The organism is Micromonospora sp. CB01531 (genome assembly GCF_001905095.1).
GTDB lineage: Bacteria > Actinomycetota > Actinomycetes > Mycobacteriales > Micromonosporaceae > Micromonospora.
The window spans coordinates 115,558-142,160 of sequence record NZ_LWLS01000063.1 but is presented as its reverse complement, the minus strand read 5'-3'; the positions used below and the strand labels follow the sequence as shown (position 1 = coordinate 142,160).

Sequence of the window (26,603 nt, the reverse complement as noted above, 5' to 3'; positions counted from 1 at the left end):
ACCGCGTTACACCACTATCAGGGACGCCACTGGGCCCGGAGGAACCGGACCGCACATTTGGCATCATCGAGCGGGGCGGGCCACGGGGCGGCGGGGGTCAGCCGGTAGTCGATCGAGGCGACGAGGTAACCGTTGGCGTTCAGCCGTTCCCGCAGCGGCGTGAACAGCGCCGCCTGATGGCTGGACAGTGACGCGCCCAGCCCGGAGAGTTTCCGGTCGCCGAGTACCAGGCCACCGCCGTGGATGTACATCGCCACCGGGGCACCCCGGCCGGGCGTCGCAGCACCGGCCGGTGGGGTGTAGATATCCATGGCCAGCGGGACCCCGTCGATCCGGCAGTACTCCACTGTGCTGCGCTTGCCGGCGGGCAAATGGCGTGGAGGCACGGTGTCGCCGGGGAACCCCGCTCCCGCCAACCCGTCGCTGGCCCCGCTGAACCCCACGAACGCGGCCAGGAGCACGACCAGCGTCACCGGCGTGACAGCGACCGCCCCCGCCACCCGGCGCAGCCGGGGCCGGCGCCGAGCCTGCGCATCGGCGCCGGAGAGGGCCACCGCGCGCCGTACCCACACGATGCCGAATCCCGCAACGCCGATGACCTCCAGCCCCGCGCAGAGGTAGTCGACGAACCCGATCACCGAGTCCGCCGGTATCCACGGCGAGGGACCAGGCAGGACCGGCGTGCGGCGGGTCAGGAACCACACGACGAGTACGGCCAGCGCCGCGCCGGCAGCCAACACCACCCGACGCGACGCCGGGCGGGCCAGCACGCGGGCAACCGTACCGAACTGCGCTATGCCCAGCGCGGCAAACAGCAGAGCGTACGGCCACGCGGTGCGCCACACTGCGGCCAGCGGAGCGAGGTAGATCAGGGCACCGGCCGTCACGGCCAGCAGCGACGTGACCAGCAGGGGGCCCCGGCGCAACGGCAGGTGCTCCGCTGCGGGGGTCAGGACGGCATCGGCGACGGTTGGGGACAGCGGCGTTTCTGGCATGCCACCGATCGTTGCGACGCGGGCACACGGCATCGTCCGCCCGCGGTAGGCAACCGCCGCATGCCGGTACTACTGCCGCCTACTCCGCCCGAAGTAGCGAGCGTCGGGCGGTGTCTCGTCCGTGCCGCCGTCGTGGTGGTGGCGTCCTTTGCCCACCACCCTGTGCTCCGGAACGACGTCGTTCGGGCCATGGTCAAAACGGGGGTACGTGACCGAGCGAGCCCAGCTGTCCATCTTCGCCTACGAGACCGGCCTGGTCACCGTGGGTGGATACGCTCAGCGGAGTATGCCGCCGCAGTAGCCGCGCGAGCGACTGTCTCCCGCCGGCGGACGATCCCGGCCGCCCGATTGCGACAGCATCGCAGGCATGTCCATCGTATTCGCTTCCTCGTCCGGCATTGCTATCGGTGTCACCGGTCCTCGCGCGCTGCGTACGGCAGCCCTCGGGGCGCTCGGCTTCGACGTGTTCTACGTGGTCCATCGGCTGCTGCAAGGGCTCGGCCCCGACGGGGACACTCCCGCCGCCGTCGCCGCGTTCAACGTGGCGCACCGGTCGGCACTGGTGGCCAGCGAGGTCGCTGTCGGCGTGGCGTTGCTGGCGGCGATCGCGTTCGTCGCGGCCTTGGCCGCGGTCATACGTAGCGCTGGTCAGGACACGCTTGCCACGCGATCGCGATCAGCGGCACGGTGCTCGTCACGCTCGGGTTCGTGTCCCAGGCCGCCGAGACCGCCCTCGTCGGCGCGGCCGACGCGGGCGACCTGTCAGCAGTGCTGGCACTCAACCAGCTACAAGGACGCACCCCGATCGTGTGGAGCATCACCGCGCTCACCGCCACGGCTTCCCTCAGCGCACTTCGCACCGGGCTGCTGCCGAAGTGGCTCGGCGTCGGCGGGCTCGTCGCGGCTGGGGTGTTCGCCCTGGGCGCGATCTTCAGCGTGCTCGGCCGGACCGTCGAAGGCAACTCTTCCCTTTTCGGTGTCGGCCTGTTCATCGTGTGGATGCTACTGCTGGCGGTGTTCCTGTGGCGGGTCGCTCGCCGAGTGGCCCAGTCAGAATCCGAGCAGGAACGGTAGACCGGAGTCGGGACCTGCCTCGACGCGGCCAGGCCCGGTGTCGCATGCCGGGGGGATGCGGTCGGCGCTGCGGTCGGCTCTTGTGTGCGGGCGTGCGGCCTGCCCTTGCATCCGGCTGTTCGGCGGCGACGGTTCGGGCGTGCAACGCGGGTGCCCCTCAGGTTTGCTGCCAGCGGATCTCGCCGCTGACGACGGTCGTCATGACCTTGGTGCGGAGCACCGCGTCCGGCGACTCCTGGTAGGGGTCGGTGTCCACGGCGATGAAGTCGGCGAGCTTGCCGGGCGCGAGGACGCCCTTGCGGTCCGCCTCGCCGGCGGCGTGGGCCGCGCCCAGGGTGTGGGCGGTGACGGCCTCGGCCATGCTCAGCCGCTGCTCAGGCTGCCAGCCACCGGCCGGAGTTCCGTCGTGGCGGGCACGGGTCACCGCGGAGTACAGCGCGGCGAACGGGTTGGGGTGCTCGACCGGGGCGTCGGAACCGAAGGCCAGGGCGACGCCGGCGTCCAGCATCCCACGCCACGCGTAGGAGGCCAGCTCGTGGCCGGCCAGCAGGGAGTCGACCAGATCGATGTCGCTGGTGCAGTGCACCGGCTGCATTGATGCGACGATGCCCAGCCTGGCCATCCTGGCCAGGTCGGCGGGCCGCAGGTGCTGCGCGTGCTCGATGCGGTGCCGCAGCCCTGGCGTACCGCCGACGGCCTCGTAGGCGTCGATGACCAGGCGGTTGGCCTGGTCGCCGATGGCGTGCGTGGCCACCGCGATGCCAGCTCCCGCGGCCCTGGCGAACAGCCTGACCAGCTCCTCGTACGGGGTGACCGCGATGCCCACGTTGCCCTGCTCGCCGGCGAAGGACCTGCTCATGTGGCAGGTGTGCGAGCCGAGCGCGCCGTCGCCGAAGATCTTCACGGGCCCGGTGCGGAACCAGTCGTCGCCCTGCCCGGTGCGGCGGCCCTCGGCAATGGCCGCCTCCAGGTGGACCATCGGGATCGCCTTGTGGACGCGTAGCTTCAGCTCGCCGGCGTCGCGCATCGCCAGGTAGGCGGTCCGGCAGTCCTCACCGTCGATGTCGTGCACGCTGGTCAGGCCGAGCGCGAGCAGCTCGTCCTGCGCGGCGTGCAGCAGGTCACGCAGGTCGGGGGAGACCATCAGGTCGCGCAGCGGGTACGAGGCCGCCTCGCGCAGGATGCCGGTTGGCTCTCCGCTCGCGTCCCTGACGATCTCGCCGCCCACCGGGTCGGGCGTGCTCGCGTCGATGCCGGCCAGCCGCAGGGCCGCAGAGTTGGCCCATACCGTGTGGCCGTCCGCGTTGGGCAACGCGACCGGCAGTACGGGACAGACCGAGTCCAACGCGTACCGGTCCGGCTGCGCCGGCGGATCCCAGGTGTTGCTGTTCCAGCGTCCGCCGAACAGCCAGGCTCCCGGTCGCAGCCGCGATGCGTGCGCGGCCACCATGGCGAGAGCGTCGTCCAGGGAGCGCACCTCGCGCAGGTCCACGGCACCCAGGCTCTGCGCGTACTGCGCGGTGTGGATGTGGGCGTCGTAGAGCCCGGGCAGCACCGCGGCGCCCTCCAGATCGATCAGCTCCACCCCGTGGCCCGCGGCCGCCCGCACCTCCGCCTCCCGGCCGACGGCCAGCAGGCGACCGCGGTCCACGGCCATGGCCTCGGCCAAGGGGTTGGCGCGGTCTCCCGTGTGGATGGCGGCGTTGCGATACACGCGGATGCTCATGTGACTCTCACGGTCTCGAGGGGCGGTGATCCACCACTGTAGGAACGGAGGAGAGAAGATGGAAGCGCTATGTGTCGAGCCGGTTCCCGACCAGTGGGGATGACGCTTTCCCGCTGCTGCCCCCAGCCGTTGGTGTGCGGCATAGTGTCCCCGGGCAGTGCCGCAACGAGGGGTTGGAACGGGTGACGAATGCTGCACGAGCTGGGTATCGGCGAGCAGGATGAGGCCGTCTACGTCGAGCTGCTGCGGCGACGCCGGGCGACGCCTGTCGAGGTGACGGAGGCGCTCGGGCTGCCGGCACCGGCTGCGGCGTCTGTGCTGGCGCGGCTGGTCGCGCTCGGCCTGGTGACCCGCGACGACGGCGAACTGCACACGGTCGTACCGCCGGACGTCGGGCTCGGCGCCCTGATCGTGCAACGGCAGACCGCGCTGCAGCAGGTCCAGGGAAGGCTGGCCCAACTGGTGGAGGTGTACCAGACGGGGGCGGCCGCTGCTGTCGGCGAGGTGGAGGCGCTCACCACTCCGGAACAGCTCGCGACTTGGATCGACAACATGGAGCGGGGCGCCCAACGGGAGGTGTTGGCGTTCTTTCGGCCGCCCTACGTGCTGGACGGCGAGCTCGACGTCTCTGTCGAGGTGCCGAGCTACCGCTACGTGTACGAGCGTGCCGCCCTCGACGATCCGCGGACTCCTGACGAGATCAGCAGGTTCCTCAAGCACGGCTACGAGATCAGGATCGCCGCCGAACTGCCCAGCAAGATGATCATCGTGGACCGCGCGGCGGTGCTGTTGCCGATGCTGCCCGACCAGACCAGCATCCACCCCGGGTTCCTCCTGGTCCGGGGGCAGGCGCTGGTGCGCCTGCTGGTGGCGCTCTTTGAGCGCGTCTGGCAGACCGCCACGCCGTTGCGGCCCACCGCCGCGGGTGTCACCGAGGGGATGCCGGCCTGGGACGACGTTGACGTCGCGTTGCTGACCTACCTGCTCTCCGGCATGCCGGACAAGACGGTGGCCAGCCGGCTCGGGACGAGCGAACGTACGGTGCAGCGCCGGATCCAACGGCTGATGAAGCTGGCCGGGACCGACAGCCGGATGCAACTGGCGTGGTACGCCGCCCGGTCGGGACTGATTCCTTCCTGACGGTCGTGCGGAGCGGGTCGCCCCCCGTCCGCGACGCGGGCGGGGGGCGATCCTCGAGGTGCGGGTGGGGTTATCGCAGTTGGTAGGCGCGGGTCACGGTCTGCTCGACGGCGTTGCCGTCAGCGTCGGTGGCCTGTACCCGCAGGGTGACGAAACCGTTGGTGTCGCGCAGTGCCGGGTTCTTGATGGTGCCCGTGGCGGCGGTGTCGCCGGTGGCGGTGACCGCCGCCTGCTGCCAGGTGGCGCCGTCGTCGTAGGAGAGCCACATCTTCGTCTCGGCGATCCGCAGCCCGTCCACGCCCTGGGGGTAGCGGAAGCCGAGGTGGACGTCGACCGCCGACTGGGCCTGCACACTGTTGTTCAGGTCGACGTTCAGGCCGTAGTCGATCGAGATCACCGGCAGCCCCGTCGTCTGTTCGTGGTCGCCGTCGTACGCGGAGTGGAACGTCCAGGCGGTGTTGAGCTTGGTGGAGGTCGTCCACGCGGGCTGGTTCCGCTGTACGTCCGTCACCACCCGGTACTGAGCCCGTTCGGGCGTCATCGGGAAGGCCACCTGCGCGGAGGGCGCCGACCCCAGCGCCTTGCCGTCGCGGTACACGGTGGTCAGTTCCTTGTCGGCGTTGTGGCGGTACCCGAACAGCTGGCCGGTCGCCTCGTCGAGGAGCCCCACCGGGAGCACCACCCCGACATTGCGGTCCCGGACGGCACCGCCGGGATGGTTGGCCGTGATCGCCGACCGGACCACCGCCTTGTTCCAGGTCCGGGTCGCCCGCTGGCCCGGCTTCAGCACGGTCAGGCTGGTCTGCTGGTACGCGGGCAGCGCCTCCCACACCGGGGTCGGCGACATGAGCTCCAGCGTCGGCGCGCCGGCGGTGACGTACTCCGTGACGGACCGGGGCAGGGTCATCCGGGCAAAGGTCATGACCAGGAAGTTCTGCTGCGGCCCGATGAGGAACCTGCCGTACCCGCCTTCGGTGTTGGGCGTCGAGGCGTGGAAGGCGGCATCCACGGTGGCCAGCTCGCTGGCGCTGACCTGGTAGCTCTGGTCGGGCAGGATGCCCTCCTGGTACTTGAGCACCTCGTAGGTGTAAGGGCTGACCGCGGTTCCCTTGAGCTGGATCATCACGTCTCCGCGGGCGGCCCGGTCGGCCAGCCGCGCACCCTGGTCACCCGCGAGAGTCATGGCCGGGATCGGGGTTGCCGTCCGCGCGTAGCTGCTGATGCCCCAGCGGTCGGGCGCGTCGTTGTAGATGATGATCGCGCTGGCGCCGGCTGCCGCCGCATTGGTGATCTGCGCTCCGGAATTCAGGTCGTCGCTGCGCCGCACCAGAGCCAGCTTGCCCTTCGCCGCCCTGCCCGCATAGTCCTGCGGCCGTCCGATGCCGGCGTTCACGACGTGCAGCACGTGCGTGCCGTCGAGGCGCGCCGAGCCGATCCAGCCGTCGACGTACTCCGGTGCGATCGGGAAGGCTCCGGGACTGACGATCTGCGCCGCCAGCTCCGGCGCGGTCAGCGACCAGCTCAGCCGGTGCGCCAGGTTCTCCTTCTTGAGCTGTGACGGGATGGCATGCATCCTCGTGTAGCCGGCAACACCGTCCTGAAGCCCGTAGTTGAGCGACCGGTCGTCCTTCAGCAGCGTCAGCCCCATGAGGGTTCGCTTGGGCTGGCTCGGCTTGGGCGTCTCGACGGCGACCAGGTCGGCCTTGCGTCCGTCGAAGGTGATGGTTCGGTCGGAATCGAGGTGAACCCCCGATTCCGCGCCGTAGACGTAATCCCGTACCTGGCTGTAGTCGGGGGTGAAGCGGTACGTCGCCGACGCGAAGGCGTACTGGCCGCGCGGCAGCCGCAGGTCCACGGTACCCTCGCCGCCGAGGATGAAGTACACATCGGCGGGCCGAGCCGTGTTGAGATCGAAGACCCACACCGCGCTGTAGGTCGAGGCCGGCGCCTTGCCGTCCAGGTCCACCAGCTTGACGCTGAGATTGAAGCGCTCGACATCCTTGACGAATGCGACCGCCGTGGCCACGACCGTCCCGCCGTCGGCGGAGGCGGCGGTGACGTGGGCGCCGTACGCTCCGGACGCCGCCGTGCCGGGGTCGAGCGTCACGTTCACGTCGGCGGTGCCGTGGGCGGGCACGGTCACCGTGTCGGCGCCCAGCGCCAGCGCCCCCGCCGGCAGGTCGCCGCCGGCGGCCTTCACCGTCAGCGCGAGGGTGACCGCCTGGTCGCCGTCGTTGACGTAGGTGATCGGCTTGACGACCTGGCCGGTCGAGTCCCACTCCTGGTTGCCGAAGTCGACGACGCCCGGCCCGGAAACCGGCTGCCGTACCGCGCGGCTCACGTCGGTCCGGCCGGCTCCCTGGGCGTACACCGACGTGTCCGGCGTGGTCTTCGCCGTGCTGACCAGCTGGTTCTTCAACCGCTCCGGAGTCCAGTCAGGGTGCCGCTGGGCCAGGATCGCGGCGGCGCCGGCCACGTGCGGCGTAGCCATGGAGGTGCCGCTGGCGGAGGTGTAGTGGTCGTCCACCGGCGTGCCCATGCTGGTGCCAGCCGCCCGGGCCGCGACGATCTGCCAGCCCGGCGCGGTGATCTCCGGCTTGAGACGTCCGTCGGCCAACGGGCCACGGCTGGAGAAGTAGGTGACCGCATCGGTGTCGTCCACTGCGCCGACGGTCAGGGCCGCCGCGGCGATGCCGGGCGAGCCGACCGTGGTCGCGTCCGGCCCGGAGTTGCCGGCAGCGATGGTGAACAGGGCGCCGGTCTCGGCCGTCAGCTGGTTCACCGCCTCGGCCATCGGGTCGGACCCGTCCTGGGCCGTGCCGCCCAGGCTCATCGACACGACCTTCGCGCCCGAGTGGGCCGCCCAGTCCATCCCGGCGATGATCTCCGACTCGCCGCCGCTGCCTTCGTTGGACAGCACCTTGCCCACCAGGAGCTTGGCGCCGGGCGCGACACCGCGGTACTTGCCGCCGGACGCCGCGCCCGTGCCGGCGATCGTGGCGGCGACGTGGGTGCCGTGCCCGTGCCCGTCCTGAACGGTCTGGCCCGGCACGAAGCTTCGGGTGTCGGCGATCTGCCCGACGAGGTCGGGGTGGTTCGGATCCACTCCGGTGTCCAGCACGGCGACCTTCACGCCCGTGCCGTCGTACCCGGCAGCCCAGGCGTCGGGCGCGCCGATCTGCGGCACGCTCGCGTCGAGCAGGGCATGCACCTTCCCGTCTAGCCAGATGCGCTCGATGCCACCGGAGAGCTTCGCCTTGGGGGTGCGACCCTTGGCGGTGTCGTCATCGACGGCCTCCCAGAACGTGGCGGCCTGCTTCTTGTCGGCGGTGACGGCGGCACCCCGCACACTGGGCAGGTTCCGCGTCACACGGCTGCCGGCCGGGGTGGCGGGCGCTACCGCCCTGCTGGCCGCCGCCTGCTTGGGGTATCGCACGATCAGGGGGATCGTCGCGCTGTTCGCGTCGTCGTAGCCCTGCGCGATCAGACCGGTGACGTTGAACAACCGTTGGTCCACCTGGCCGGACGCGAGGAACGGCTGAACCGCCAGCGGCACCACGTACACGTCGGTGCCGACCGAGTAGCTGCGGAAGAGGCTGTCCGGGCTGTGCGGGTTCACCGTGACCGCCGGCTTGCCATCCACGTTGGTCACCGTGACCACGTCACCGGTGACGAGGGTGACGTGCTTGGCGGGTGCTGCCGACGCCGGTACGCCGGTGACCCCGGCTACGGGCGCCGGCGGCTGGCCGTACGCGCTGGTGCCGCCGCCCACGACAAGGGTGGCGGCGAGCGCGGCGCCGACCAACGTCGGTCTCTTTATTGGCATTGATCTGGCCTCCTTCTGCCGGTACCAGGGGTCTGTACCGGTGGAGCAAAGCTTCGTGAAGACCAGGGGCGGCGCGCTATGGCTGCACCTGGCGAGCACCTGACATGTCGGGTCGTCGCCAGCAATGCCTCGATTGGGATCGAGGGGCGGGCGGCGAACCCGTCCAGCCGGCCACGAACCGGCGCCACGCCGGCTCCGGGTGCGGATCGCCGAGAGATGACGCGCATGCCGGACGCGCCCGTATCACCAATCGGACCTGCCGCAGCCCGAAAAGGCTGAACAGCCCGGCCCAAGATCCGTGATAGACAGCTGTGGTGGGTGCACTGCGTGATCTCGGATTGTCTGAAGTGGCCGAACGCGCCTACCTCGCCCTGGTGCAGGGAAGTCCTCGACACCGCGAGGAGCTCGCCGCACGGCTCGAGACCGATGTGGTTGCCGTCGATGCCGCGCTCGACGAGCTGGTCGGCTTCGGCCTCGTGGAGCTCAACGGGGACAGGTGCGTCCCGCTGCCGCCACGGTTCACCCTCGAGGTCCTCGCCGAACAGCATCTGCGTACCGCCGCAGCGGCCCGCGAGAGCTCCGAGGTGCTGGGGCGGCTGTGGGCGGAGCAGTCACCCCTGCCCGTCTACCTGGAGGTGCTCACCACCACGGACAGCACGTACGCGGCGCAGGAGAAGTTGCACCGTGAGGTGCGCGGCGAGGTCATGGCACTCTCGGTCGGGCCCGTCGGCAACGACCCACCCCAGCTGGCGCAGGCGCCGGGGTCCTTCGAGGCGATGAGTCGGGGTGTCACGTACCGCGTGGTCTACAGCGCGGACATCCTTCGGCAGCCCACGGCGATGGCGCTCGTCCAACAGGCGATCCTGGTGGGAGAGTCCGCGAGAGTCTTCCCGAACGTCCCCTGCAATCTCACCATCGCCGACAACCGAAGGGCGGTCCTCACCGCACCCATGCCCGGTGCCGAGCGTCTGCACGGGCTGGTGATACTCGGCGGCGGTTTCCTCGACGCCCTGATCGGCGTCTTCGAGTCGTTCTGGGCACTTGGCGTGCCGATCTCGGCCATTCCCGCGGACGGCGCGCTCGATGCCGGCCCCAGCGAGTCGAACCGGCATCTCCTCACCTTGCTCGGTGCGGGCCTTACCGATGAGTCGGTCGCGCGGGAGTTGGGCGTGAGCGAGCGTACCGTCACCAGGAGGATCGCCGCCCTGCAGAAGTCACTCGGCGCCCGCAGCCGGTTTCAGCTGGGTGTGCAGGCAGCGCGACGCGGCTGGCTCTGAACGGGAGCCGCGATCGCAAGCTGGCGAAGCCGAACAGCATCGGCGGCGCAGGGCACGGCGGGCCGCCCGTAGCGCGGACGGCCCGCCTGCTCAGGAGCGCAAGCTCACCCGTTCGCGTCCGGCGCGACGAACACCGGCAACTGCTCCTCGAACTTCAGATCGATGGTGAGCGTAGGCAGAATGTGACCCTGCTTCTGCGCAGCGCTGGCGAGGTCCGCACCCCAGGTTGAGGCCCTGAGTCGCTGGTTCGGGGTGCCATGGTGGCCGCCCGAGGTGAACGAGCAGTCCCCGACCTCGTAGAAGGCCCGCTCCGCCTCCAGGACCCGGCGGGTGTTCAGGGCCAGCCCGCGCGCGTGGGTGACGAAGTAGGTGCCGAAGGCGTCGGCCATCAGCTCGGTGCGACGCGTGGCCTCCGGACCGGTGAGCGGGCTGTCGAACAGACCGGCTTCGTACTGGACGTGGTGGGCCATCTCGTGACCGAGCACCGCACGCGGGCCGGCGTCGCTGATGCCCAACACCTCAAGCGCAGTGAACATGCCCTCGCCGAAGACCATCTTGTCGGGCAGGTTGGCGAAGGGCGGCTCGGTCTCGTCCACGGCGCTGAACGCGAACGCGTTGAGGGTGAAGAGCGGGCTGTTTCCGCCGGCGAGGCCCGGAGCGGAGTTGATGATCCCGATGAGCTGCTCGGCGATGCTGAGGGCCTCCTCAGGGCTCAGACCCCAGAAGAGCGTGACCATTCGGGCGACTCGCTCCGGATCCTGCAGCATGTCGTTCTGCATGGCGAGGAAGTCGACATCGTCGAGCGGCACGTCCCAGAACTTCTTCGCGGCGCGGAAGGCCACCGACATCGAGTTCTGGTACTGCGCGGGCAGGCCGTAGTCGGCCTGGTTCGCCGACGAGCCGTACAGCACCGCGTCGTAGGTCGGGTAGTCGAGGACCCCGAAGATGAGCAGGACGAACAGGGTGCCGAAGTCAATGCCACCGACGATTTCGTCCACCCAGGCGCTGAACGCGGTGTCGCTACACACGTAGTCGTCGGGATCGATGGCTGCGGCGATGGCGTTCTGCAGGCCGGAGGGCTCGATGCCGGACTCGGCCCGCACGGCAGCGAGCCGGGCACGCCAGTCCGCAGGTAGTTGTGCGGTGATCTTGTCGATCTTCGCCTGGGCCACCGGGTCGCTTGTGGTGCCGGTGGCGAGGTCGTAGGTGTAGGTCTGCGACGCGGTCGTCGCGAGGGCTGGGTCCGCTGCGGCGGCCGGCAGTCCGGGCCCCTCGATGAGGGCCATACTGGAGACTGCGGTGACCAGCCAAAGGGCGCTCTTCCTCATGTACGCTCCCTGGGTTGTCGTCCAACCACCGTCCGCATCGCGGACGGTTCCGGTCCAGCCAGCATCGGCTCCGCTCGACGAAGCGACAGGGTTCGACGGTGGCGGGAAGTCGCCATGACCGAGATCAGACGGCACTGGCGGTAGAGCACGAAGTGTGGACGCACGGCGACCGGGGCCGCCGGCAGGGGAGCCGTGTGCGCGACAGGCAACTACGGCGGTCGCGTGGCGGTGTGGGAGCTCTGGCGGCAGGACGACAACGGCAACCAAGTCCGGCTGGGCGCCTTTGCTGATTACCCGGTCGAGGCAGGCGCCACCTCGACAGCCGATGCGAGAGGGAATCAGCGGGCGGGGGAGTGGCGACGCCGGCTCCGGACGGCGGCGACCAGGGCCAGCCCGCCTGCGACGAGGATGGGCAGACCGATCGACAGGATGGCGAGCAGCCCCAGCGCCGCCAGCAGGACACCTGAAGCCGCCAGCGCCCAGCCCCGCCGGGGCGCTGCGTAGAACGCCCCGTAGCCGGCGAGAACCGCGGCCAGCGCCAGCGCGGTGACCACCCAGGCGAGCGGCTGGTCGCTCTGCTGGCGCATCACTTCGAGGTAGAGGCCGAGCATCAGCACCGCGATCAAGGCCGCGGCGCCGGCCAGCAGATCGGCCCCGCTTTGCCATCGGGAAGCCATGGTTCATGGTCGCAGATCCCCTGGCGGCAGCCAACGGCTCGCCGAGTAGCTACAGGTGCCGTTCGCCGGAACCCGCGGGCCCCTGCCGGTGTCCTTGAAGTGGCTGAGGGAATCGGGCCATCGGCAAGCGGGATCGTCCGGGGGTGTGTGATGGGCTCATGGAGCAGGCTGGTGTTGGGGTCGGTGCTCCTGCTGGCGGGGTGTACCACCACGGAGCGGTCGGCCGCGCCGGCCAGCACGGCCTCGCCGCGCGTGGCCGGCGGTTGCACCTCCCCGATCGAGATGGGACCCCTGCCCGACTGGGCGGACGAGGGGTTCAGCGGCGGCGGTTCGGGACCGCCGCATGTCTTCGGCGCGAAGGGCGAGATTCTCGGGGTGCTCTTCGGCTACCCGCTGTCGCAGCAACCGGCTGACGGGCACAACAACAAGATCCTCTGGGTCGCCCGGCCCGCCCCGACGCCGTCCGACACGAGGTCGCCGGAAACCCTGGTGATCACGGCAACGCTGGACGGCACCGACACCCGGGTGACCCACGAGGTCACCGGCGGTCCCGGCCCGTCGATCATCGACGTGCCGCGGGCCGGCTGCTGGCACCTCGACCTCCGCTGGTCCGGGCGTACCGACACGATGGACCTCGTCTTCTCAGAGAATTAGTCGCGGGCCGGCACCCCGGCCGTACGGTCGTCGTCGGACCGGTTGTCGCGCCGCACTGCGGCGGATCTGGGTACGGTGCCGGGGTGGAGATCGGATTCGCCGTGCCCGTCGCCGGGTCGTGGGCCACGCCGGAGCACATGATCCACGTCGTCCGCCGGGCCGAACAACTCGGCTACCACTCGCTCTGGACGTTCCAGCGCCTGCTGGTACCCGCCGACCTCGGCTGGAGCGAGACCTATCACAGCGTCCAGGATCCGCTGACCACGCTGGCGTTCCTCGCCGCCCACACCGGCCGGATCCGGCTCGGTGTGGCGGTGCTCAACATGCCGTTCCTGTCACCGGTGGTGCTGGCCAAGCAGACCGCGACCCTCGACATCCTCGCCGGGGGGCGACTCGACGTCGGACTCGGTCTCGGCTGGGCGGACGAGGAATATCAGGCCACCGGCGCGAGCCGGCATCAACGGGGCCGGCGGGCCGAGGAGTTCCTCGCCGTGCTCCGTACCCTCTGGCAGGACGAGGTCGCGGCGCACGACGGCGTGTTCTACCAGGTCCCGCCGACGCGGATGCAGCCGAAGCCGGTGCAGCGACCGCACCCGCCGATCCTGCTCGGCGGGCACGCGCCCGCCGCGCTGGACCGGGCGGGCCGGCTCGCCGACGGCTGGGTCAGTGGCAGCCAGGCCGACCTGAAGGGCATCGGCGAGGCGGTCGCGACGGTGAAGGCCGCCGCGACCGGCGCGGGCCGGGACCCGGAGGCGCTGCGCTTCGTCTGCCGAGGTGCCGTTCGGGTGCGCGCGGCCAGCCTGCCCGACCGTGAGCCGCTCACCGGCACGCTCGACCAGATCCGGTCGGACCTGGGCCTACTCGCCGGTGCCGGCATCACCGAACTGTTCGTCGACCTCAATTTCGACCCGGAGATCGGCTCACCACGGGCGGACCCGTACGCGTCGTTGCGCCGCGCCGACGAGGTGCTCGACGCCCTCGCCCCCGGTCGGTGACCCGGCCCGGCGGCGTCCCGGCTCGGTTCACGCCGCCGGGTCCGCCGTTCCCTCGGCGGCCGACCACGCCGACCACCGGGTCACCGTGACCGCGACCACCGGCCCGTCCGGCGGCCGGGCCACGTACTGGGGGTACTTGTCGCGCAACGCCGCGCGGGCGGCGGCCTCCTCCGCCGGGTCCGCGACCACCCGGCCGTGCCCGTCCAGGCGCACCCACCACAGCGTCGACCAGTCCTCGGCGTACTCGTCGACGAGCAGGCAGGCCCTCCCTGTCGCCTGGATGTTCTCGAGGCGCCGCAGCCGGCGGTGGCGCTTGGGTTTGCGGTCCACCGCGTGGTAGACCGCGTCGCCGAGCAGGACGAAGCACACCGGCACCAGGTGCGGGCCGCCGTCGGCGCCGACGGTGGTCAGCCGGGCGACCCGGGCCGAGGCGACCCGCTGCCGCAGGTCGTGGGCGGGCACAGCCCGACCATAGCCGAGCCCTGGCCGGGGGAGGGGGCCATCAGCCATGACCCGGTCAGTTCCTGGTCACCGCGGCGGTCACCTCGACCTCCAGCACCGCGCCGTCCAGGAACAACCGGTTCACCTCCACGGTGGTGCTGGCCGGCTTGGCGCCCGCGAAGTACCGGCTGCGGACCGCCCCGTAGCCGGCCAGGTCGTCGAGGTCGGTCATGAACGTGCGGACATGCATGACATCGGCGAACGTCGCGCCGTGCGCGGCCAGCAGACCGCCGATCAGCTCGAAGATCCGTTCGCTCTGGGCGCGTACGTCGCCGGGCGCCACCACGGCACCGGCGTCGTCCACGCCGACCTGACCGGAGAGCACGAGCAGTGCACCGCCCGGCAGGTCGAAGCGGGCGACGTGGGCGAAGCGATCGCCGTACGGCGCGGGAACGGTCGCGGGGTTGTCCAGGATCACGGTCACGGTTGCTCCTTGTCGGGGTTGGTGACGTCCACGGGGTGGACGTCGGTGAGGGTGGCGATGTCGGCGTCCGGCCGGGGCGCGGCCGCCAGCACCGATGCGGCGGCCCGCAGGACCGGCGCCGGCGCGTCGCCGAGCGCGTCGAGGGCGAGCCGGGCGTCCTTGGCGGCCAGCGCGATGGCGAACGCGGCCTCGGTGGTGGTCACCCGGGCGACCGCGCCGCCGAGCGGTCCGCCGGCGAGCGCTTCGCACGCCGTACGGCGGTCCACGCCGACGGCGTCGGCGACGGCTAGGGCGTCGGCCACCGACGCGACCGCGGTGACCAGGGCGGTGTTGAGCACCAGCTTCATGGCCGCGCCGCGGCCGGGGCCTCCGCACCGGCGGACCGTGCCGAGGGCCGCCAGCACCGGAGCGACGCGGTCGACGGCCGCCTCGGCGCCGCCGGCCAGGACCACGAGCCGGCCGGCCTCCGCGGCTGCGGCGCTGCCGGCGACCGGTGCGTCCACGAGACGTACGCCGGGCGGCAACTGTCCGGCCAACTCACGAAGGGCGTACGGGCCGATCGTGGACATCTCCACGAGGTGGGTCCCGGGACGTAGGGCGCGGGCCGCCGCGTCGGCGCCGAACAGCGACTCCCGCACGGCGGCCGCGTCCGTGAGCATGGTGATGACCACGTCGGCGTCCCGGACGGCCTCGGCCGGGTTGGCGGCGGTCCGCGCACCGGCCTCGACCAGTGGCCGCGTCCGGCCGGGGGTGCGGTTCCAGACGGTGAGCCGGTGCCCGGTGGCGAGCAGCCGGCGACCGAGCGCGCTGCCCATCGTGCCCGCGCCCAGCAGTGCGATGGCTTCCATGATCCGGAACGTTAGGCGGCGGCCGGCCATGCCACCAGCGAATGTTGAACATGCCAGCCATGCTGAGAGAACATGGCGGAATGCAGCCCCACGCGCTTGAGGTCTTCCGCGCCGTCGTCGAGCACGGGTCCATCACGGCTGCGGCCCGGACTCTGCGCTACACCCAGTCGGCGGTGTCCCGGCAGATCGCCGCCCTGGAAGCCGAGACCGGAGCCACCCTGTTCGACCGGCTGCCGCGCGGTGTCGCCCTGACCGAGCAGGGCCGCTGCCTGCTCGGTCACGCCGAGGCGGTGCTCGACCGGCTTGCCGCCGCCCGCCGCGACCTCGCCGCGCTGCGCGACCTGACCGCCGGCCGGCTGCGGGTCGGGGCGTTCCCCACGGCCGTCGCCGCGCTCGTGCCGCGCGCCCTGGCGTCGTTTCGGTCCGCCCATCCGGGGGTCGCGCTCTCCCTGGTCGAGGGGCTGACGCCGGGTCTGTTGGCGGGCCTGCTCGCCGGCGACGCCGACGTGGCCGTGCTGAGCGCCGCCGCCGATCAGCCCCTCGACGACGAGCGGTTCGACCTGCACCATCTGGTCGACGAGGTGCTGCTGGTGGCGGTGCCCCGCACGCATCGGCTCGCCCACCGGCGCACCGTGCGGCTGCGCGACCTCGCCGACGACGCGTTCATCGCCGGTTCGGCGGACGCCGAGAAGACGCTGCTCCGCGCCACCCTGCCGGCCGACTTCCGGCCGCGGATCGACATCGTTGCCGCTGACTGGACCGGCAAGCTGGGCTGCGTCGCGGCCGGACTGGGCGTCGCGCTGATCCCCGCCCTGGCGGTCCGGGCCGCCCCGCCCGACCTGGCACTGCTCCGGCTGCATCCCGACGACGCCTCAGTCCGGCGGGTGTTCGCCGCCACCGTCGCCGGGCGTAGTCGTCCGCCGGCGGTGCGTCGGTTCCTCGACCACCTCGACACAGCGGCGGCCGGGCTGGGGCTGGCTGGCGGCCGGCTGCCGGCGGGTCAACCCGATGATCACCATCCCGCTGAGGGGTAACTCGGGCATAAGAACAACTCCCCGGCTTATATTCGCAAAATGCTCGTAACTTCTTCAAGTGCCATATACTCGACCCAGCCGAACCTGCCCCGGAAGCCCGGTGCAGGCACGCGGGCAGAGCCGATCGGCGGCACCGGCACGGGGTGGTACCAGCCGGGCGGTTCTGCGGCGGCAGGTGTGCCGTCCGGCGCGGTACGACCACCGCCGCTGCGGGCCGGAACCTATCCGGCCCGCAGCGGCGACAGACGGTGATTTTGGGTGATCACCGCGGCCGGCACGGGTCTCGCCCTCCTACGGGCCCGTGCCGGCCACCCCAGCAAGGGGTGGAGGCGGTGGCGACAGCGACGCGGCACCGAGAATCTCCCTCACCTCGCCCTGCCGGCCCGGTATCTGAGAGGAGAGGGTGATGTGGAAGCCGCCAACCCCGGCGGAGCAGGAGCTGTGGAACGCCGTCGTGGCTGGCGTCCACGCGGCCAACCGGATGGATCGCGAGGCCTTCGCCGCGGCGGCCGACCGGCTGATCCGGCTGCCCGGAACCTGGGTGTGCCGGACCCTCACGGGCACCGCCGAGCTGCTGGCCGAGGAGTTCGCCCCGGGTGCGGGTGACCTGTGGCCGCTGGTGGCGCTGCAGATCGACCGCGTCGACATCTGGTTCCCGGAGGTGGACAGGCCGCTGCTGGCCGCACTCCTGCCCGGTCGCCACCCGCTGGATCCGGCCGTGCCGGATGAGCCCCGGCACGTCATGCACCGGCTGCTGGTGGTCGCCTGCCTGTCGCACGCCGCGCAGGTCGGCGTGGGCGCCTTTGTCGACGTGGCGTTGCGCGGTGCGGACGGACGGGCGGCGCGGCCACTCTCCGGGCTGGTGCGGCAGCATCGGGCTGGACGGTGAGGGCGCGGCGCGCGCCACGACCCGCGGTCGATCTCGCGCGTGCTCACCGGTCCACCCGGCATCCCGCTCCGTCCTGCGCCGGCCGTTGACGGCACCACCTCGATCATGCCCGCAAGCTTATCCGACAAACACGCCACCAACGGCGAAAACCGGACATAGTTCCGGCGGTGTCGGTCCCGCGGCCGCTCCGGTCAGCTGGAGATGGACTCCGGCGGTGGCGCCGGCCTGCCCATGGCCGCGCCGAGCTCGGCGCGGCTGGAGATGCAGAGCTTCCGGTACACCCGGGCGAGGTTGGCCTCGACGGTCTTCGGGCTGATGAACAGCGAGTCGGCGATGGCCCGGTTGGTGCGGCCCTGGGCGGCGAGCCGGGCCACCCGTTCCTCCGTGGCCGTCAGCACGGTCGGTGCCGGCGCACGCCGGCCGATCCTGGCCAGCTCCAGCTGGGCCCGCTCGGCGAAGGCGACCGCGCCCAGGGCGGTGAACTCGGCAGCCGCCGCGTCGAGGGCCTCGCGGGCCTCCCGGCGGCGGCGGGCCCGGCGGTGTGCCCGGCCGGCGACCAGCAGGCAGCGGGCCCGGTCCAGCGGCAGCACGTCCACCGGCACGCTCGCCCGCGCTGCGACGAGCGCGGCCAGCGCCTCGGCCGGGTCGGCTCCGGTGGCGCTGTCCACCAGCACCCGGCTGCGGGCAAGGCCGAGGGTGGTCCACGGGCGGCCCAGCCGGGCGTGCCGCTCGGCGAGACGGACCAGCGCGGCGCGTGCGGTCTCCAGGTCACCGGCACCGACGCACGCCTCGATCCAGTCCGGCTCGAAGCGCTGCGCGAGCGGCTCGGCGATCCCCGAGCCGTCCAACTCCGCGACGAGTGCCCCGTACGCCGCGGCGGCCTCGGCCATCCGGCCGGCGGAGAGTGCCACGAACCCGGCCAGCTGCAGGTGGATCCGCCGGCACCACGCGTCGTCGAACTCGTCGGCCCGGCGCAGCCCGCCCTCGGCCACCGCGTCGGCCTCGGCGAGCCGGCCCCGGTAGGCGTCCAGCATCCCGGCCAGCCAGGTCTCGCCGACCAGGCCGGTGCCGAGCTGCTCGCCCAGCTCGCGGGCCGCCGCGATGTGCTCCCCGGCGGTGTCGAACCGGCCGGCCAGCAGCTCGGCCTCGCCCAGGTGGGTGAGCATCTCGTGCTGCCACGGTTCGTCGCCACGGGCCACGGCCCGACCCAGCATGTGGTGCAGCCGGGCCCGGGCCCGCTCATGGTCGTCCGTGGCCTTCCACCAGATCGCCGGAATCGACCCGGCGAGCCAGGACGGTTCACCGGCCTCCAGGACCAGCGCCCGGTCGAGCACCTCGGTCCGGGCCGGACGCCCGGCGCGTACCTCGTGGAAGAACAGCAGGAACAGCGCGGCGGTGAGCAGCGGACGGTGCTCGGCCCGGTCGGACAGGTGCGCGATGGCGGCCTCGGCGTGCCGGCGGGCGGGCTCCGGGGCGTCCTGGAACAGGGTCAGGTGCGTGTGGATGCGCCCGGCCAGGTCGCGATGCCCCTCGGCCGCGGCCAACGCACGCCGGGCGAGGGCCACCGCGCCGGTGAGGTCGTCGACGCACCAGGCGACCATGGCGCGCAGCAGCAGCGCCTCCGCGTGCGCCGCGCCGGCCAGCTGTCCGGCGGCGGCGTCCGCGGCCGCACCGGCCGCGGCGTAGTCGCCGCTGTCGATGCGGCACTGCACCGCGTCCAGGCGCCGCCGGTCCCGATCCGCGGCGGCCGTCGGGGGCGTGAGGTCGGCGGCGCGGTCGTACCACTCGGCGGCGACGGCGGGAGCGCCCCGGGAGCGTTGGCGTGCGGCCGCGGCGGCCAGTTCGGCGGCGAGCGCCTCGTCCGGCGCCACCGCGCACCGGGCGAGCTGCCGCGCCCGCTCGTCCGGGTCGGACACCGCCTCGGCCAGCACACCGTTGAGCCGGTGCCGGACGCCGGACGGGATGCTCTCGCGCACCGCGGCGGCGTACAGCGGGTGGGCGAAGCTGATCCGGCTCGGCGTCACGCTCAACAGGCCGGCCTCCTCCGCCGCGTCGAACGCGTCCACCGGCACCCCGGCCGCGTGCAGGTCCGGCAGGGTGGGCACGCTCAGCAGCGCGGCCAGGCGCACCGCGTCGCGGCTGGGCCGGGGCAGTGCCCGCAGGGCGTCCGCGAGCAGTTGACGCATCAACGACGGCACCGGCAGGTCCTCGCCCGGCCGCGGTGGCCGGGGCAACCGCAGCACCGCCCGGGCCAGCTCGATGGCCAGCAGCGGGTTGCCCCCGGCGTCCCGGGTGATCCGGGCGAGCAACGGGCGGCTGAGCGTGCCCCCGAGCCGCGCCTGGACGATGCGGTGCAGCGCCGCCGGGCCGAGGGGCGGCACGCCGATCCGGGTGAGCCGGCGGTCGCCGGCCCGGTCGTCGTCGAGCCCGAGCGGGAGGGCGCGCGGCCCGGCCTCGTCGGTACGGCGGGTGAGCAGGGTGGCCGGCCAGCGGACAAGGCGGCGCAGCGCGAACCGCAACGCCCGCTCGCTCGGCGGATCGAGCCAGGGCGCGTCGTCGATGGCGAGCAGCACCGGCACCTCGCCACCCATCGCGGCCTCGAACAACGAACGGGTGGCCGCACCCACCGCCCGCTCGTCGATCGCCTCGTCGTGGTCGGCGGACAGCAGCACCACCTCGGCGGCGATCCGCTGTGGCGGGGGCAGGGCCGCCACCCGGCCGGCCAGCGGCCGCAGCACGTCGGCCAGGGCCGCGTACGGCAACACGGCCTCGGCCTCGGTCGGCGCGCTGGCCAGCAGGACCCAGCCGGACCGCTGGGCCCGGGCGACGACGGCCCGCCACAGCGCGGTCTTGCCGATGCCACTGGGGCCTTCCAGGAGCGCCGGCGCCCCGCCCACCAGTGTGCGCCAGGTCTGCTCGAGGGTCGCGTCACGGCCGACGAGGGAGGCGTCCATGGCGGGATGATGGCACAGCCGTGCCATCCCGCCGAGCGAGGTGGTCGCTCACTTCAGCGCGTGTCCGCACACCGCCACGTTCGGGATGACCTCCTCGTTGCGGTAGACGTCGGCGCTCCAGCGCGGTCCGCTCGCCGCCGCGACAGGTGGGATCGTCGGCGCCCTACTCGGTGTCAACAGGCTGAGGATCTTGTTGATCACCTTGACCACGGGTTCGAGGATCCGGTAACCGACGCCGAAGACCGCCTTCACTCCGATGCCCACCCCTCGGCACTGCGCGTACGGCGCGCCGAGGGCGGAGCCGAGCGTCGCGCCGTACGACGTGGTCAGCTCGAAGTAGACGCCGGCGGTGAACAGGAAGGCGCTGAGGCCGACGGTGAACCGGACGCCGTGGCGGATGACCAGGCCCATGACCCCGACCGGTACCCCGGTAAGCGAGTTGAGCAGACTCTTGCGGCGCTGGAACTGCTCGGTGACCCGCGGCCCGACGCTGCCGTTGACGTAGCCGAAGCCCAGCTTGCCGGCCAGGGAGTATTCACCCGAGCCCTTGACCGTGCCCGCCTTGGCGCCGAACGCGGTGGCGACCTCGAGGGTCTGGCTGACCGTGAACGAGAGCGGAATCCCGATCACCTGGCCGATGGGGAAGGAGATGTCGACCGGGATCGGGAACACCTTCTTGTGGTTCTGCCCGTCCTGGATGCCGCCCTCGAAGTCGACCTTGATCCCGAACCCACCGCTGATCTCCAGTTCCGCCCGCGTCACCTTTCCGGCGCCGATGGCGAGGTGGAAGGCGGCGTCCGGTCGCTTGAAGGTGAGCGTGACCGTGCCGACGAGCCGGACCCCTCCGTCGTCGTAGGCGAAATGGGCGCCCACGCCGTCGGTACAGCAGCTGGAGTAGACCTGGTAGCCGTGGGTTCTCGTGCCGACCTGGCCGCCCCGCTGCGGGGGTGGTTGCACCGGGGGGTCGGACGACCCGAGCAGCGGCGGCCGCCGCACCGGGCGGCTCCGGCCGAAGGTGCTCGGTGGCGTCGGCTGGTCCTCGGCCCACGACGGCTCGCCGGCGGGGTAGGTGACCGGATCGTCGAGGGGGACACCCTGTTTCTCGAAGGTGCCGTCCCGGATGATCTCGGTGATGTCCACCGGGCCGATGGTCACCAGCAGGTCACCGCCGTCCTCGGCGATGTCCAGCACCCGGCCGACGCCACGGCCGGTGATGAACATGACCTTGCCGGGTTCGAGCTGCCGGGCGTTCCTCGCGGCCGCGTCGATGCGCCAGGTCAGCCCGTCGGCGCTGACCGAACGCACCGAGCGGCCGCCCCCACCCACCAGGACGACGTCAGGTTGCAGCGTGACCCCGGAAGCGGGCGCCGGCGCGTCCCCGTAGCGCAGGTCCGCCTCGCCGACCGTCGCGTCGGTCCGCACCGCCGGCCGGAGACTGTCACAGCCGGTCAGCGCGATCAGGACCGCGACGGCGGCGGCGAGCAGAGTCCGCCCGCGACCGGGTCGCATCGGCCACCTCACATCCGCCCGGCGACGGCGCGGGCGAGGCCCTCCAGCGGCTTGCGGTTCTCCTCCGGGTCGTTGAGCCGCACCAGCCGGACCGCCACCCACACGTCGGCCTTCCTGATGAAGAACGCCTCCAACGTGAGGTGGGCCTCGTCCGCCACCCCGGACAGTGGCCGCACGTCGTGCCCGAGGTCACGCTCGATGTCGAGGTACTTCTTCGCGCCGTCACCGACGTACACCTCGACCTGTGCCGTCGGGCCGGTGACCGGTGCGGTGTAGGTGCAGCTCTCCCGGGCCGCCACCGCGTCGTCCACCGGCGTGCCGGCCAGCTTCTCCGCGTCCGCCTTGGACACCAGGGTGCAGGCGTCGGGCAGCGCGGAGGCCGGGCTGCTCTCCTCGGCCGCCGGGCTGGTCTCCCCGGTTGCCGGCTCCGCCGCGGCCGTCCGGGCCGGCTTGCCGCCCGCGGTGGGCTTGTCGTCCGAGCCGCTACAAGCGGCGGACAGCAGGAGCGCGACCACGGCCACACCGAGCACCGCGAGGTGCCTGCCACGCATCTGGGTCCCCCTCACGCCGGCAGCGCGTCGAGCAGTTGACGCAGCTTCTGCTCATAGGTCGCGACGTCCATGCTGAAGCTGCTCATGATCATGGTGTAGCTGCCCTTGGGGCTGACCACGACGGCCTCTCCCGCGATGTCCTTGGCGGCGAGGTACGACCGGTCACCGAGGTCCACCACCTTGTCGTACTGCTCGCCGGCCTGCTCGTGCTGGTAGTCGTAGGTCGTCGCACCGGCGAACTCGGACGCCATGGTGATGGTGAGGCTGGCGACGCCGTTGCCGTCGCCGAACGCGCAGTTGCCCTGGTCCTTCATCGGTTTGCCGAGCAGTTCGGACACCCGGTCGGCGGTGAAGGGGCACGTCGGCACCGAGTCGGCGAGCTTGCCGAGGTCGTCCGATCCCGCGTCGACTCCCGAGCCGGCGTCGGCGCCCCCCGACGCGGAGGAGTCGGCCGAGCTGTCGCAGGCGGCGGGAACGAGCAGGGCGAGCAGCAGCAGCGGCATCAGCCGCCGCCCTCGGGCGGCACGGGCTCGGGAACGTGGTGCGGCGGGACGCCACGCGGGGCGGACCGACGCGAACAGGTGACGGGCCATGCGGTCGACGCTATGGCGCGGCGGACGCCGGGTAATCGGGTGATTCCCTACGCCGTCACCAATCGGTCCTGGCGCCGGCTACCCGCGCCGGCGCCAGGGCCAGCGCATCCCGGTGCGGCCGGCGGCCACCGCCGTCGCCACAGGAGGCGGCGAGGCCACACGACGACGGGCATCAGGTCAGCAGCTTCTTCATCGACACGGCGTGCAGACCCCGCTGGTGCAGCCCGTCGAGGATCGGGCCGATGGCGGCCAGCGTGTCCCGGTGGCCGAAGTGCAGGCTGACAATCGAACCCGGCCGGACCTGGCTCATCGTGGTCCGTACCACCAGCGGTGCACCCGGGTCGGTGTGGTCGAGCGAGTCGACGTCGTACGACACGCACGTCGGATAGCCCACCCGGCTGGCCTGGGCGCGGACCATGGCGTTGGCGTGCTGGGTCTGCGACGGGCGGAACCAGACGCCGATCGAGCCGGTGAGCTGCTTGATCCGCTGGGCGCACCGGTTGATCTCAGCGAACGCCTCGCCCGGGGGCAGCCGGCTGATGTCGGCATGGTTCTCGGTATGGTTGCCCAGCTCATGGCCGCCGTCGAGGACTCGCCGCGCCATCGCGGGCTGGTCGGCCAACCACGTACCGACCGCGAAGACGGTGACCCGGGCGTCGGCCCGCTCCAGTTCGGCCAGCAACTGGCGGGCGAGGGCCGGCTCCCCCTGGCCATGGAAGGTCAGCGCCACGTTGGGCCGTTCCCGTGGTCCGCTGCTGATCTCCGCCGGTAGGGCGGGAGGAGCGGAGGCCCCTGCGGCCGGCGGGGGCGGGGAGGTGGGCGGCGTGGTGCCGGTCCCCGACGTGGCCGACCGGGCGACCGACGGTCGGCGCGTCAGGTTGCAGCCAGCCAGTCCGACAAGTCCGGCGGCCGCAGTGGCGGCGGCGCGCAGAGCGCCGCGACGATCCGGTGACACTCCGCGATGCTAAGCCTTCGTCGGAGTGATGGAGAGGAAATCGAGGAGGCGGCGTGCGGTCTCCGCAGGCGCTTCCTCGGCGAGGAAATGCCCCGCCGGCATCGGGCCACCGTGCACCTCGTCCGCCCACTGCCGCCAGACCTTCAGCGGCTCGTACCGGCCGGCGAGGAACCCGGTGCCGCTCCACAGCGCGAGGACCGGGCAGCTGATCCGCCGCCGGCCGCGGTCGGCCTCGTCGTGCGCGACGTCGAGGGTGATCGACGCCCGGTACTCCTCGCAGACGGCGTGGACGGTGTCGGGGTGCCGGAACGCGTCGACGTAGGCGGCGCGGACGTCGGCCGGGAAGGCCTCCGGCCGGTCGGACCACGCGTCGAGCATGTGGTTGACGATGACGTCGGGGGCCTGGGCAATCAGCCGTTCGGGGACTGGTTCCGGGGCGGACAGGAAGGACCAGATCCAGAAGGCGCGGGTGAACTCCCGGTCCACGTTCCGGTATGTGTCCGCCGTCGGGATGACGTCGAGCACCGCGAGCCGGGTGACCGTCCGCGGATGGTCCAACGCCATCCGGTACGCGCACCGCGCGCCCCGGTCATGGCCGACCACGCTGAACCGGCCGTATCCCAGCTTCGCCATGACCTCGACCTGGTCGCGGGCGATCTCCCGCATGCTGTACGGCGTGTGGTCCGGGCAGGTCGGCGGTTTGCCGCTGGCGCCGTACCCGCGCAGGTCGGTGGCGACCACCGTGAACCGCTCGGCGAGCGCCGGCGCCACGTGCCGCCACATGAGGTGGGTCTCGGGGATGCCGTGCAGGAGCAGGACCGGTTCCCCCTGGCCGCCGCGACGTCCGTGGATCGTCGTGCCGTTGGTGGCGAGGTCGAATTCCTCAAAACCGTCGTCGTACATCAGGACCTCCGCGCCTGGCGGCAGGAGCAGTGCGGACGCTACGGCGGCGCCGGGCGTCATTGCCCGGCGCCGCCGCGAACGAGCTGGTGTCAGCCCTTGGCCTGCCGCTTGGCTTCCTGCGGATTGGTGCCCTTGCTGACCTTGTTGAGCGCCTGCCGCAGCTGGCCCTCGGTCATCTTGGAGTTGCCCTCGATGCCGGCGTTGTGGGCCTGTTGGCGCAGGTCGTGAAGCTTCTCGCGATCGGCCATGTCAGCCTCCCGTATGCTCAAGAGCCTGAAGCGACTCCGGTTGGAGAGATCTGCGTTCCCGCAGCCCCTGGGCCCAAACGGTCGACCGCGCGGGATCAGACGCCCGAGGGGTACGTCTCGGGCTCGGTGAGAGCGGTGGGCCGCAGGCGCAGCGGCCGGACCGCCTGGGACTCGTCGATCCAGCAGAACGCGTCGTACCGGTCGCCGAGCACGGTGGGGACGTAGTTGCCGAAGCTCTCCCGTTCCGGGTGGTAGACGACACCGATCGCCCGGTGGTCGAGTTCGTCGGTGAGCAGGTCCAGCGGCTCGTCGCCGGGGAACACGAACAGGGCCTGCGCCGGCGCGGCACCGTGCAGGACCTCCTCCAGCGAGTGCCGGCGGCCCGGCGGCACCGGCATCACCTCCATCGGCGCACCCCAGGCGTCGCCCGCGACCACGGTGCCGTGGTGGGTGCCGAAACCGACCAGCACCACCTGGTCGGCTCCGTACCGTTCGCGGGCGAGCTGGCCGATGTTGACCTCGCCCGCGTCGGTCATGTCGGTCGCCCGGGCGTCCCCGACGTGGGTGTTGTGCGCCCAGACGACCCCCTTCGCCGTCGGCCCGTAGTGCCGCAGGAGGCGGTCGAGGGTGTCGTCCATGTGCCGGTCGCGGACGTTCCACGACTCCCGCCCACCGCGCGCCATGGTCCGGTAGTAGCGTTCCGCCCCGGCCACGACCTCCGCGTTCTGCCAGGCGCCGAAGCGGTTTGCGCCGTCGGCGGCGGCCCGCTCGCGCAGCCCGACGAGCAGGTCGACGACCTCGTTCTCGCAGTTCGTCGGCACCAGGCGGGTGGCCAGCGCGTACTGCTGCGCGTCCTCCTCGTACGGCTGGAAGCAGCCGTACGCCGCCAGCGCCGCCGGCACCTGCTCCGGGTCGTGTTCGCGCAGGTAGACGAGGATCTCGCGCAGCGACTCCCACAGCGAGTACACGTCCAGCCCGTGGAACCCGGCGCGGTCGGGCTCGTCCACCCGCTCGTTGCGGGTGCGCAGCCAGCGGGTGAAGTCGACGATCTCCTCGTTGGCCCACATCCACGTCGGCCAGCGCTCGAAGGTGGCCAGCGCATCCCGGGGGTCCGCCGGTGCGTCGGGCCCGCAGCGAACACTGCGGTCCACCCGGTCGCAGTCGGGCCAGTCGCCCTCGACGGCGACGAACGAGAAGCCCTTCTCCTCGATCAGCCGGCGGGTGATCCACGCACGCCAGGTGTAGAAGTCGTGCGTGCCGTGGCTCGCCTCGCCCAGCATCACCACGCGGGCGTCGCCCACCCGGTCCAGCAGTGCGTCCAGGTCTCCGGGGTCGGCCAGCGGCGCCGCCAGGCCGACGACCTCGTCGTCGTAGCGTCCCATGGGCGGGCGGTACCCGTTGCGGTAGCAGCCATGCGAGGCTCCCCGTCCCGAATCACGGCGCGTCGGACGGCTGCGGCGCAGGCGGACCCAACAGGACGGAAGGAGCAGGCGGTGACCTTC

23 protein-coding genes are annotated in these 26,603 nt (G+C 72.1%); 7 read left to right on the top strand and 16 right to left on the bottom strand.

Annotated elements, in window-relative coordinates:
- Positions 1-17: 17 nt before the first annotated feature.
- Positions 18-995, bottom strand: coding sequence for an alpha/beta hydrolase (locus A6A27_RS15065; RefSeq protein ID WP_073835219.1), 978 nt, complete (start codon positions 993-995; stop codon positions 18-20).
- 708 nt (positions 996-1,703) lie between these two features.
- On the opposite strand from A6A27_RS15065, the gene A6A27_RS15060 reads away from it, so the two are divergent.
- Complete coding sequence (locus A6A27_RS15060) at positions 1,704-2,069, top strand: hypothetical protein (RefSeq protein WP_143194004.1); 366 nt, start codon at positions 1,704-1,706, stop codon at positions 2,067-2,069.
- Positions 2,070-2,226: 157 nt separating this feature from the next.
- Here the strand turns inward: A6A27_RS15060 and A6A27_RS15055 are convergent, their stop codons facing one another.
- Positions 2,227-3,795 (bottom strand): amidohydrolase, encoded by a 1,569-nt coding sequence (locus A6A27_RS15055; RefSeq protein WP_073835217.1) that lies wholly within the window; start codon positions 3,793-3,795, stop codon positions 2,227-2,229.
- A 189-nt stretch (positions 3,796-3,984) separates the two neighbouring features.
- Here A6A27_RS15055 and A6A27_RS15050 point away from each other — a divergent pair, with 189 nt between their 5' ends.
- Positions 3,985-4,935 (top strand): helix-turn-helix domain-containing protein, encoded by a 951-nt coding sequence (locus A6A27_RS15050; RefSeq protein WP_073835216.1) that lies wholly within the window; start codon positions 3,985-3,987, stop codon positions 4,933-4,935.
- A gap of 70 nt (positions 4,936-5,005) precedes the next feature.
- Here A6A27_RS15050 and A6A27_RS15045 read toward each other — a convergent pair whose 3' ends face one another.
- Positions 5,006-8,761, bottom strand: coding sequence for a S8 family serine peptidase (locus tag A6A27_RS15045; RefSeq protein WP_073835215.1), 3,756 nt, complete (start codon positions 8,759-8,761; stop codon positions 5,006-5,008).
- A gap of 347 nt (positions 8,762-9,108) precedes the next feature.
- On the opposite strand from A6A27_RS15045, the gene A6A27_RS15040 reads away from it, so the two are divergent.
- Positions 9,109-10,038 (top strand): LuxR C-terminal-related transcriptional regulator, encoded by a 930-nt coding sequence (locus tag A6A27_RS15040; RefSeq protein ID WP_083672617.1) that lies wholly within the window; start codon positions 9,109-9,111, stop codon positions 10,036-10,038.
- Positions 10,039-10,142: 104 nt separating this feature from the next.
- Here the strand turns inward: A6A27_RS15040 and A6A27_RS15035 are convergent, their stop codons facing one another.
- The gene (locus tag A6A27_RS15035) at positions 10,143-11,366 is read right to left on the bottom strand and encodes a hypothetical protein (protein WP_143194003.1); all 1,224 of its coding nucleotides are present in this window, start codon (positions 11,364-11,366) and stop codon (positions 10,143-10,145) included.
- 338 nt (positions 11,367-11,704) lie between these two features.
- Entirely contained in the window at positions 11,705-12,043 is a 339-nt protein-coding gene (locus tag A6A27_RS15030) for a hypothetical protein (RefSeq protein WP_073835213.1), read from the bottom strand.
- A 171-nt stretch (positions 12,044-12,214) separates the two neighbouring features.
- On the opposite strand from A6A27_RS15030, the gene A6A27_RS15025 reads away from it, so the two are divergent.
- Positions 12,215-12,697 carry a hypothetical protein gene (locus tag A6A27_RS15025; protein ID WP_241825264.1) on the top strand — a complete coding sequence of 161 codons (483 nt, stop codon included), beginning with the start codon at positions 12,215-12,217 and terminating at the stop codon, positions 12,695-12,697.
- Positions 12,698-12,780: 83 nt separating this feature from the next.
- Positions 12,781-13,692, top strand: coding sequence for a TIGR03619 family F420-dependent LLM class oxidoreductase (locus tag A6A27_RS15020; RefSeq protein ID WP_073835211.1), 912 nt, complete (start codon positions 12,781-12,783; stop codon positions 13,690-13,692).
- A gap of 27 nt (positions 13,693-13,719) precedes the next feature.
- Here the strand turns inward: A6A27_RS15020 and A6A27_RS15015 are convergent, their stop codons facing one another.
- The 3 genes from A6A27_RS15015 to A6A27_RS15005 are packed head-to-tail and all read right to left on the bottom strand — an operon-like array spanning position 13,720 to position 15,465.
- The gene (locus A6A27_RS15015) at positions 13,720-14,154 is read right to left on the bottom strand and encodes a TIGR03668 family PPOX class F420-dependent oxidoreductase (protein WP_241825263.1); all 435 of its coding nucleotides are present in this window, start codon (positions 14,152-14,154) and stop codon (positions 13,720-13,722) included.
- Between the two features lie 55 nt (positions 14,155-14,209).
- Positions 14,210-14,617 carry a RidA family protein gene (locus A6A27_RS15010; protein WP_073835209.1) on the bottom strand — a complete coding sequence of 136 codons (408 nt, stop codon included), beginning with the start codon at positions 14,615-14,617 and terminating at the stop codon, positions 14,210-14,212.
- Positions 14,614-15,465 carry an NAD(P)-dependent oxidoreductase gene (locus A6A27_RS15005; protein WP_073835238.1) on the bottom strand — a complete coding sequence of 284 codons (852 nt, stop codon included), beginning with the start codon at positions 15,463-15,465 and terminating at the stop codon, positions 14,614-14,616. The genes A6A27_RS15010 and A6A27_RS15005 overlap by 4 nt, the downstream gene beginning before the upstream one ends.
- Before the next feature lie 80 nt (positions 15,466-15,545).
- On the opposite strand from A6A27_RS15005, the gene A6A27_RS15000 reads away from it, so the two are divergent.
- Together A6A27_RS15000 and A6A27_RS14995 are read left to right on the top strand one after the other, a co-directional pair.
- Positions 15,546-16,499: a LysR family transcriptional regulator gene (locus A6A27_RS15000; RefSeq protein ID WP_073835208.1), complete on the top strand. Its 954-nt coding sequence runs from the start codon at positions 15,546-15,548 to the stop codon at positions 16,497-16,499.
- Between the two features lie 406 nt (positions 16,500-16,905).
- Positions 16,906-17,388: a hypothetical protein gene (locus A6A27_RS14995; RefSeq protein ID WP_073835207.1), complete on the top strand. Its 483-nt coding sequence runs from the start codon at positions 16,906-16,908 to the stop codon at positions 17,386-17,388.
- Positions 17,389-17,579: 191 nt separating this feature from the next.
- On the opposite strand, the gene A6A27_RS14990 is transcribed toward A6A27_RS14995, so the two are convergent.
- The 8 genes from A6A27_RS14990 to A6A27_RS14960 form a co-directional block, all read right to left on the bottom strand.
- The gene (locus A6A27_RS14990) at positions 17,580-20,342 is read right to left on the bottom strand and encodes a helix-turn-helix transcriptional regulator (protein WP_073835206.1); all 2,763 of its coding nucleotides are present in this window, start codon (positions 20,340-20,342) and stop codon (positions 17,580-17,582) included.
- Positions 20,343-20,390: 48 nt separating this feature from the next.
- The gene (locus A6A27_RS14985; RefSeq protein ID WP_073835205.1) at positions 20,391-21,851 is read right to left on the bottom strand and encodes a hypothetical protein; all 1,461 of its coding nucleotides are present in this window, start codon (positions 21,849-21,851) and stop codon (positions 20,391-20,393) included.
- Positions 21,852-21,859: 8 nt separating this feature from the next.
- Complete coding sequence (locus A6A27_RS14980) at positions 21,860-22,402, bottom strand: hypothetical protein (RefSeq protein ID WP_073835204.1); 543 nt, start codon at positions 22,400-22,402, stop codon at positions 21,860-21,862.
- An 11-nt stretch (positions 22,403-22,413) separates the two neighbouring features.
- Positions 22,414-22,995 (bottom strand): hypothetical protein, encoded by a 582-nt coding sequence (locus tag A6A27_RS14975; protein ID WP_241825262.1) that lies wholly within the window; start codon positions 22,993-22,995, stop codon positions 22,414-22,416.
- A gap of 172 nt (positions 22,996-23,167) precedes the next feature.
- Positions 23,168-23,950 (bottom strand): polysaccharide deacetylase family protein, encoded by a 783-nt coding sequence (locus A6A27_RS14970; RefSeq protein WP_073835202.1) that lies wholly within the window; start codon positions 23,948-23,950, stop codon positions 23,168-23,170.
- Between the two features lie 9 nt (positions 23,951-23,959).
- The gene (locus A6A27_RS14965) at positions 23,960-24,853 is read right to left on the bottom strand and encodes an alpha/beta fold hydrolase (RefSeq protein ID WP_073835237.1); all 894 of its coding nucleotides are present in this window, start codon (positions 24,851-24,853) and stop codon (positions 23,960-23,962) included.
- A gap of 89 nt (positions 24,854-24,942) precedes the next feature.
- The gene (locus A6A27_RS44235; RefSeq protein WP_158073986.1) at positions 24,943-25,101 is read right to left on the bottom strand and encodes a hypothetical protein; all 159 of its coding nucleotides are present in this window, start codon (positions 25,099-25,101) and stop codon (positions 24,943-24,945) included.
- Between the two features lie 95 nt (positions 25,102-25,196).
- Positions 25,197-26,483, bottom strand: coding sequence for an erythromycin esterase family protein (locus tag A6A27_RS14960; RefSeq protein WP_073835201.1), 1,287 nt, complete (start codon positions 26,481-26,483; stop codon positions 25,197-25,199).
- Between the last annotated feature and the right edge of the window lie 120 nt (positions 26,484-26,603).

Bases quoted from the DNA above. Each gene is read 5' to 3' on its own strand.
- A6A27_RS15050 (WP_073835216.1), top strand. From the start codon at position 3,985: ATGCTGCACGAGCTGGGTATCGGCGAGCAGGATGAGGCCGTCTACGTC.
- A6A27_RS14995 (WP_073835207.1), top strand. From the start codon at position 16,906: ATGTGGAAGCCGCCAACCCCGGCGGAGCAGGAGCTGTGGAACGCCGTC.
- A6A27_RS15000 (WP_073835208.1), top strand. From the start codon at position 15,546: ATGCAGCCCCACGCGCTTGAGGTCTTCCGCGCCGTCGTCGAGCACGGG.
- A6A27_RS15065 (WP_073835219.1), bottom strand. From the start codon at position 995: ATGCCAGAAACGCCGCTGTCCCCAACCGTCGCCGATGCCGTCCTGACC.
- A6A27_RS15035 (WP_143194003.1), bottom strand. From the start codon at position 11,366: ATGAGGAAGAGCGCCCTTTGGCTGGTCACCGCAGTCTCCAGTATGGCC.
- A6A27_RS15055 (WP_073835217.1), bottom strand. From the start codon at position 3,795: ATGAGCATCCGCGTGTATCGCAACGCCGCCATCCACACGGGAGACCGC.
- A6A27_RS14985 (WP_073835205.1), bottom strand. From the start codon at position 21,851: ATGCGACCCGGTCGCGGGCGGACTCTGCTCGCCGCCGCCGTCGCGGTC.
- A6A27_RS44235 (WP_158073986.1), bottom strand. From the start codon at position 25,101: ATGGCCGATCGCGAGAAGCTTCACGACCTGCGCCAACAGGCCCACAAC.
- A6A27_RS14975 (WP_241825262.1), bottom strand. From the start codon at position 22,995: ATGGCCCGTCACCTGTTCGCGTCGGTCCGCCCCGCGTGGCGTCCCGCC.
- A6A27_RS14980 (WP_073835204.1), bottom strand. From the start codon at position 22,402: ATGCGTGGCAGGCACCTCGCGGTGCTCGGTGTGGCCGTGGTCGCGCTC.
- A6A27_RS15045 (WP_073835215.1), bottom strand. From the start codon at position 8,761: ATGCCAATAAAGAGACCGACGTTGGTCGGCGCCGCGCTCGCCGCCACC.
- A6A27_RS15005 (WP_073835238.1), bottom strand. From the start codon at position 15,465: ATGGAAGCCATCGCACTGCTGGGCGCGGGCACGATGGGCAGCGCGCTC.
- A6A27_RS14990 (WP_073835206.1), bottom strand. From the start codon at position 20,342: ATGGACGCCTCCCTCGTCGGCCGTGACGCGACCCTCGAGCAGACCTGG.
- A6A27_RS15030 (WP_073835213.1), bottom strand. From the start codon at position 12,043: ATGGCTTCCCGATGGCAAAGCGGGGCCGATCTGCTGGCCGGCGCCGCG.
- A6A27_RS14965 (WP_073835237.1), bottom strand. From the start codon at position 24,853: ATGTACGACGACGGTTTTGAGGAATTCGACCTCGCCACCAACGGCACG.
- A6A27_RS14960 (WP_073835201.1), bottom strand. From the start codon at position 26,483: ATGGGACGCTACGACGACGAGGTCGTCGGCCTGGCGGCGCCGCTGGCC.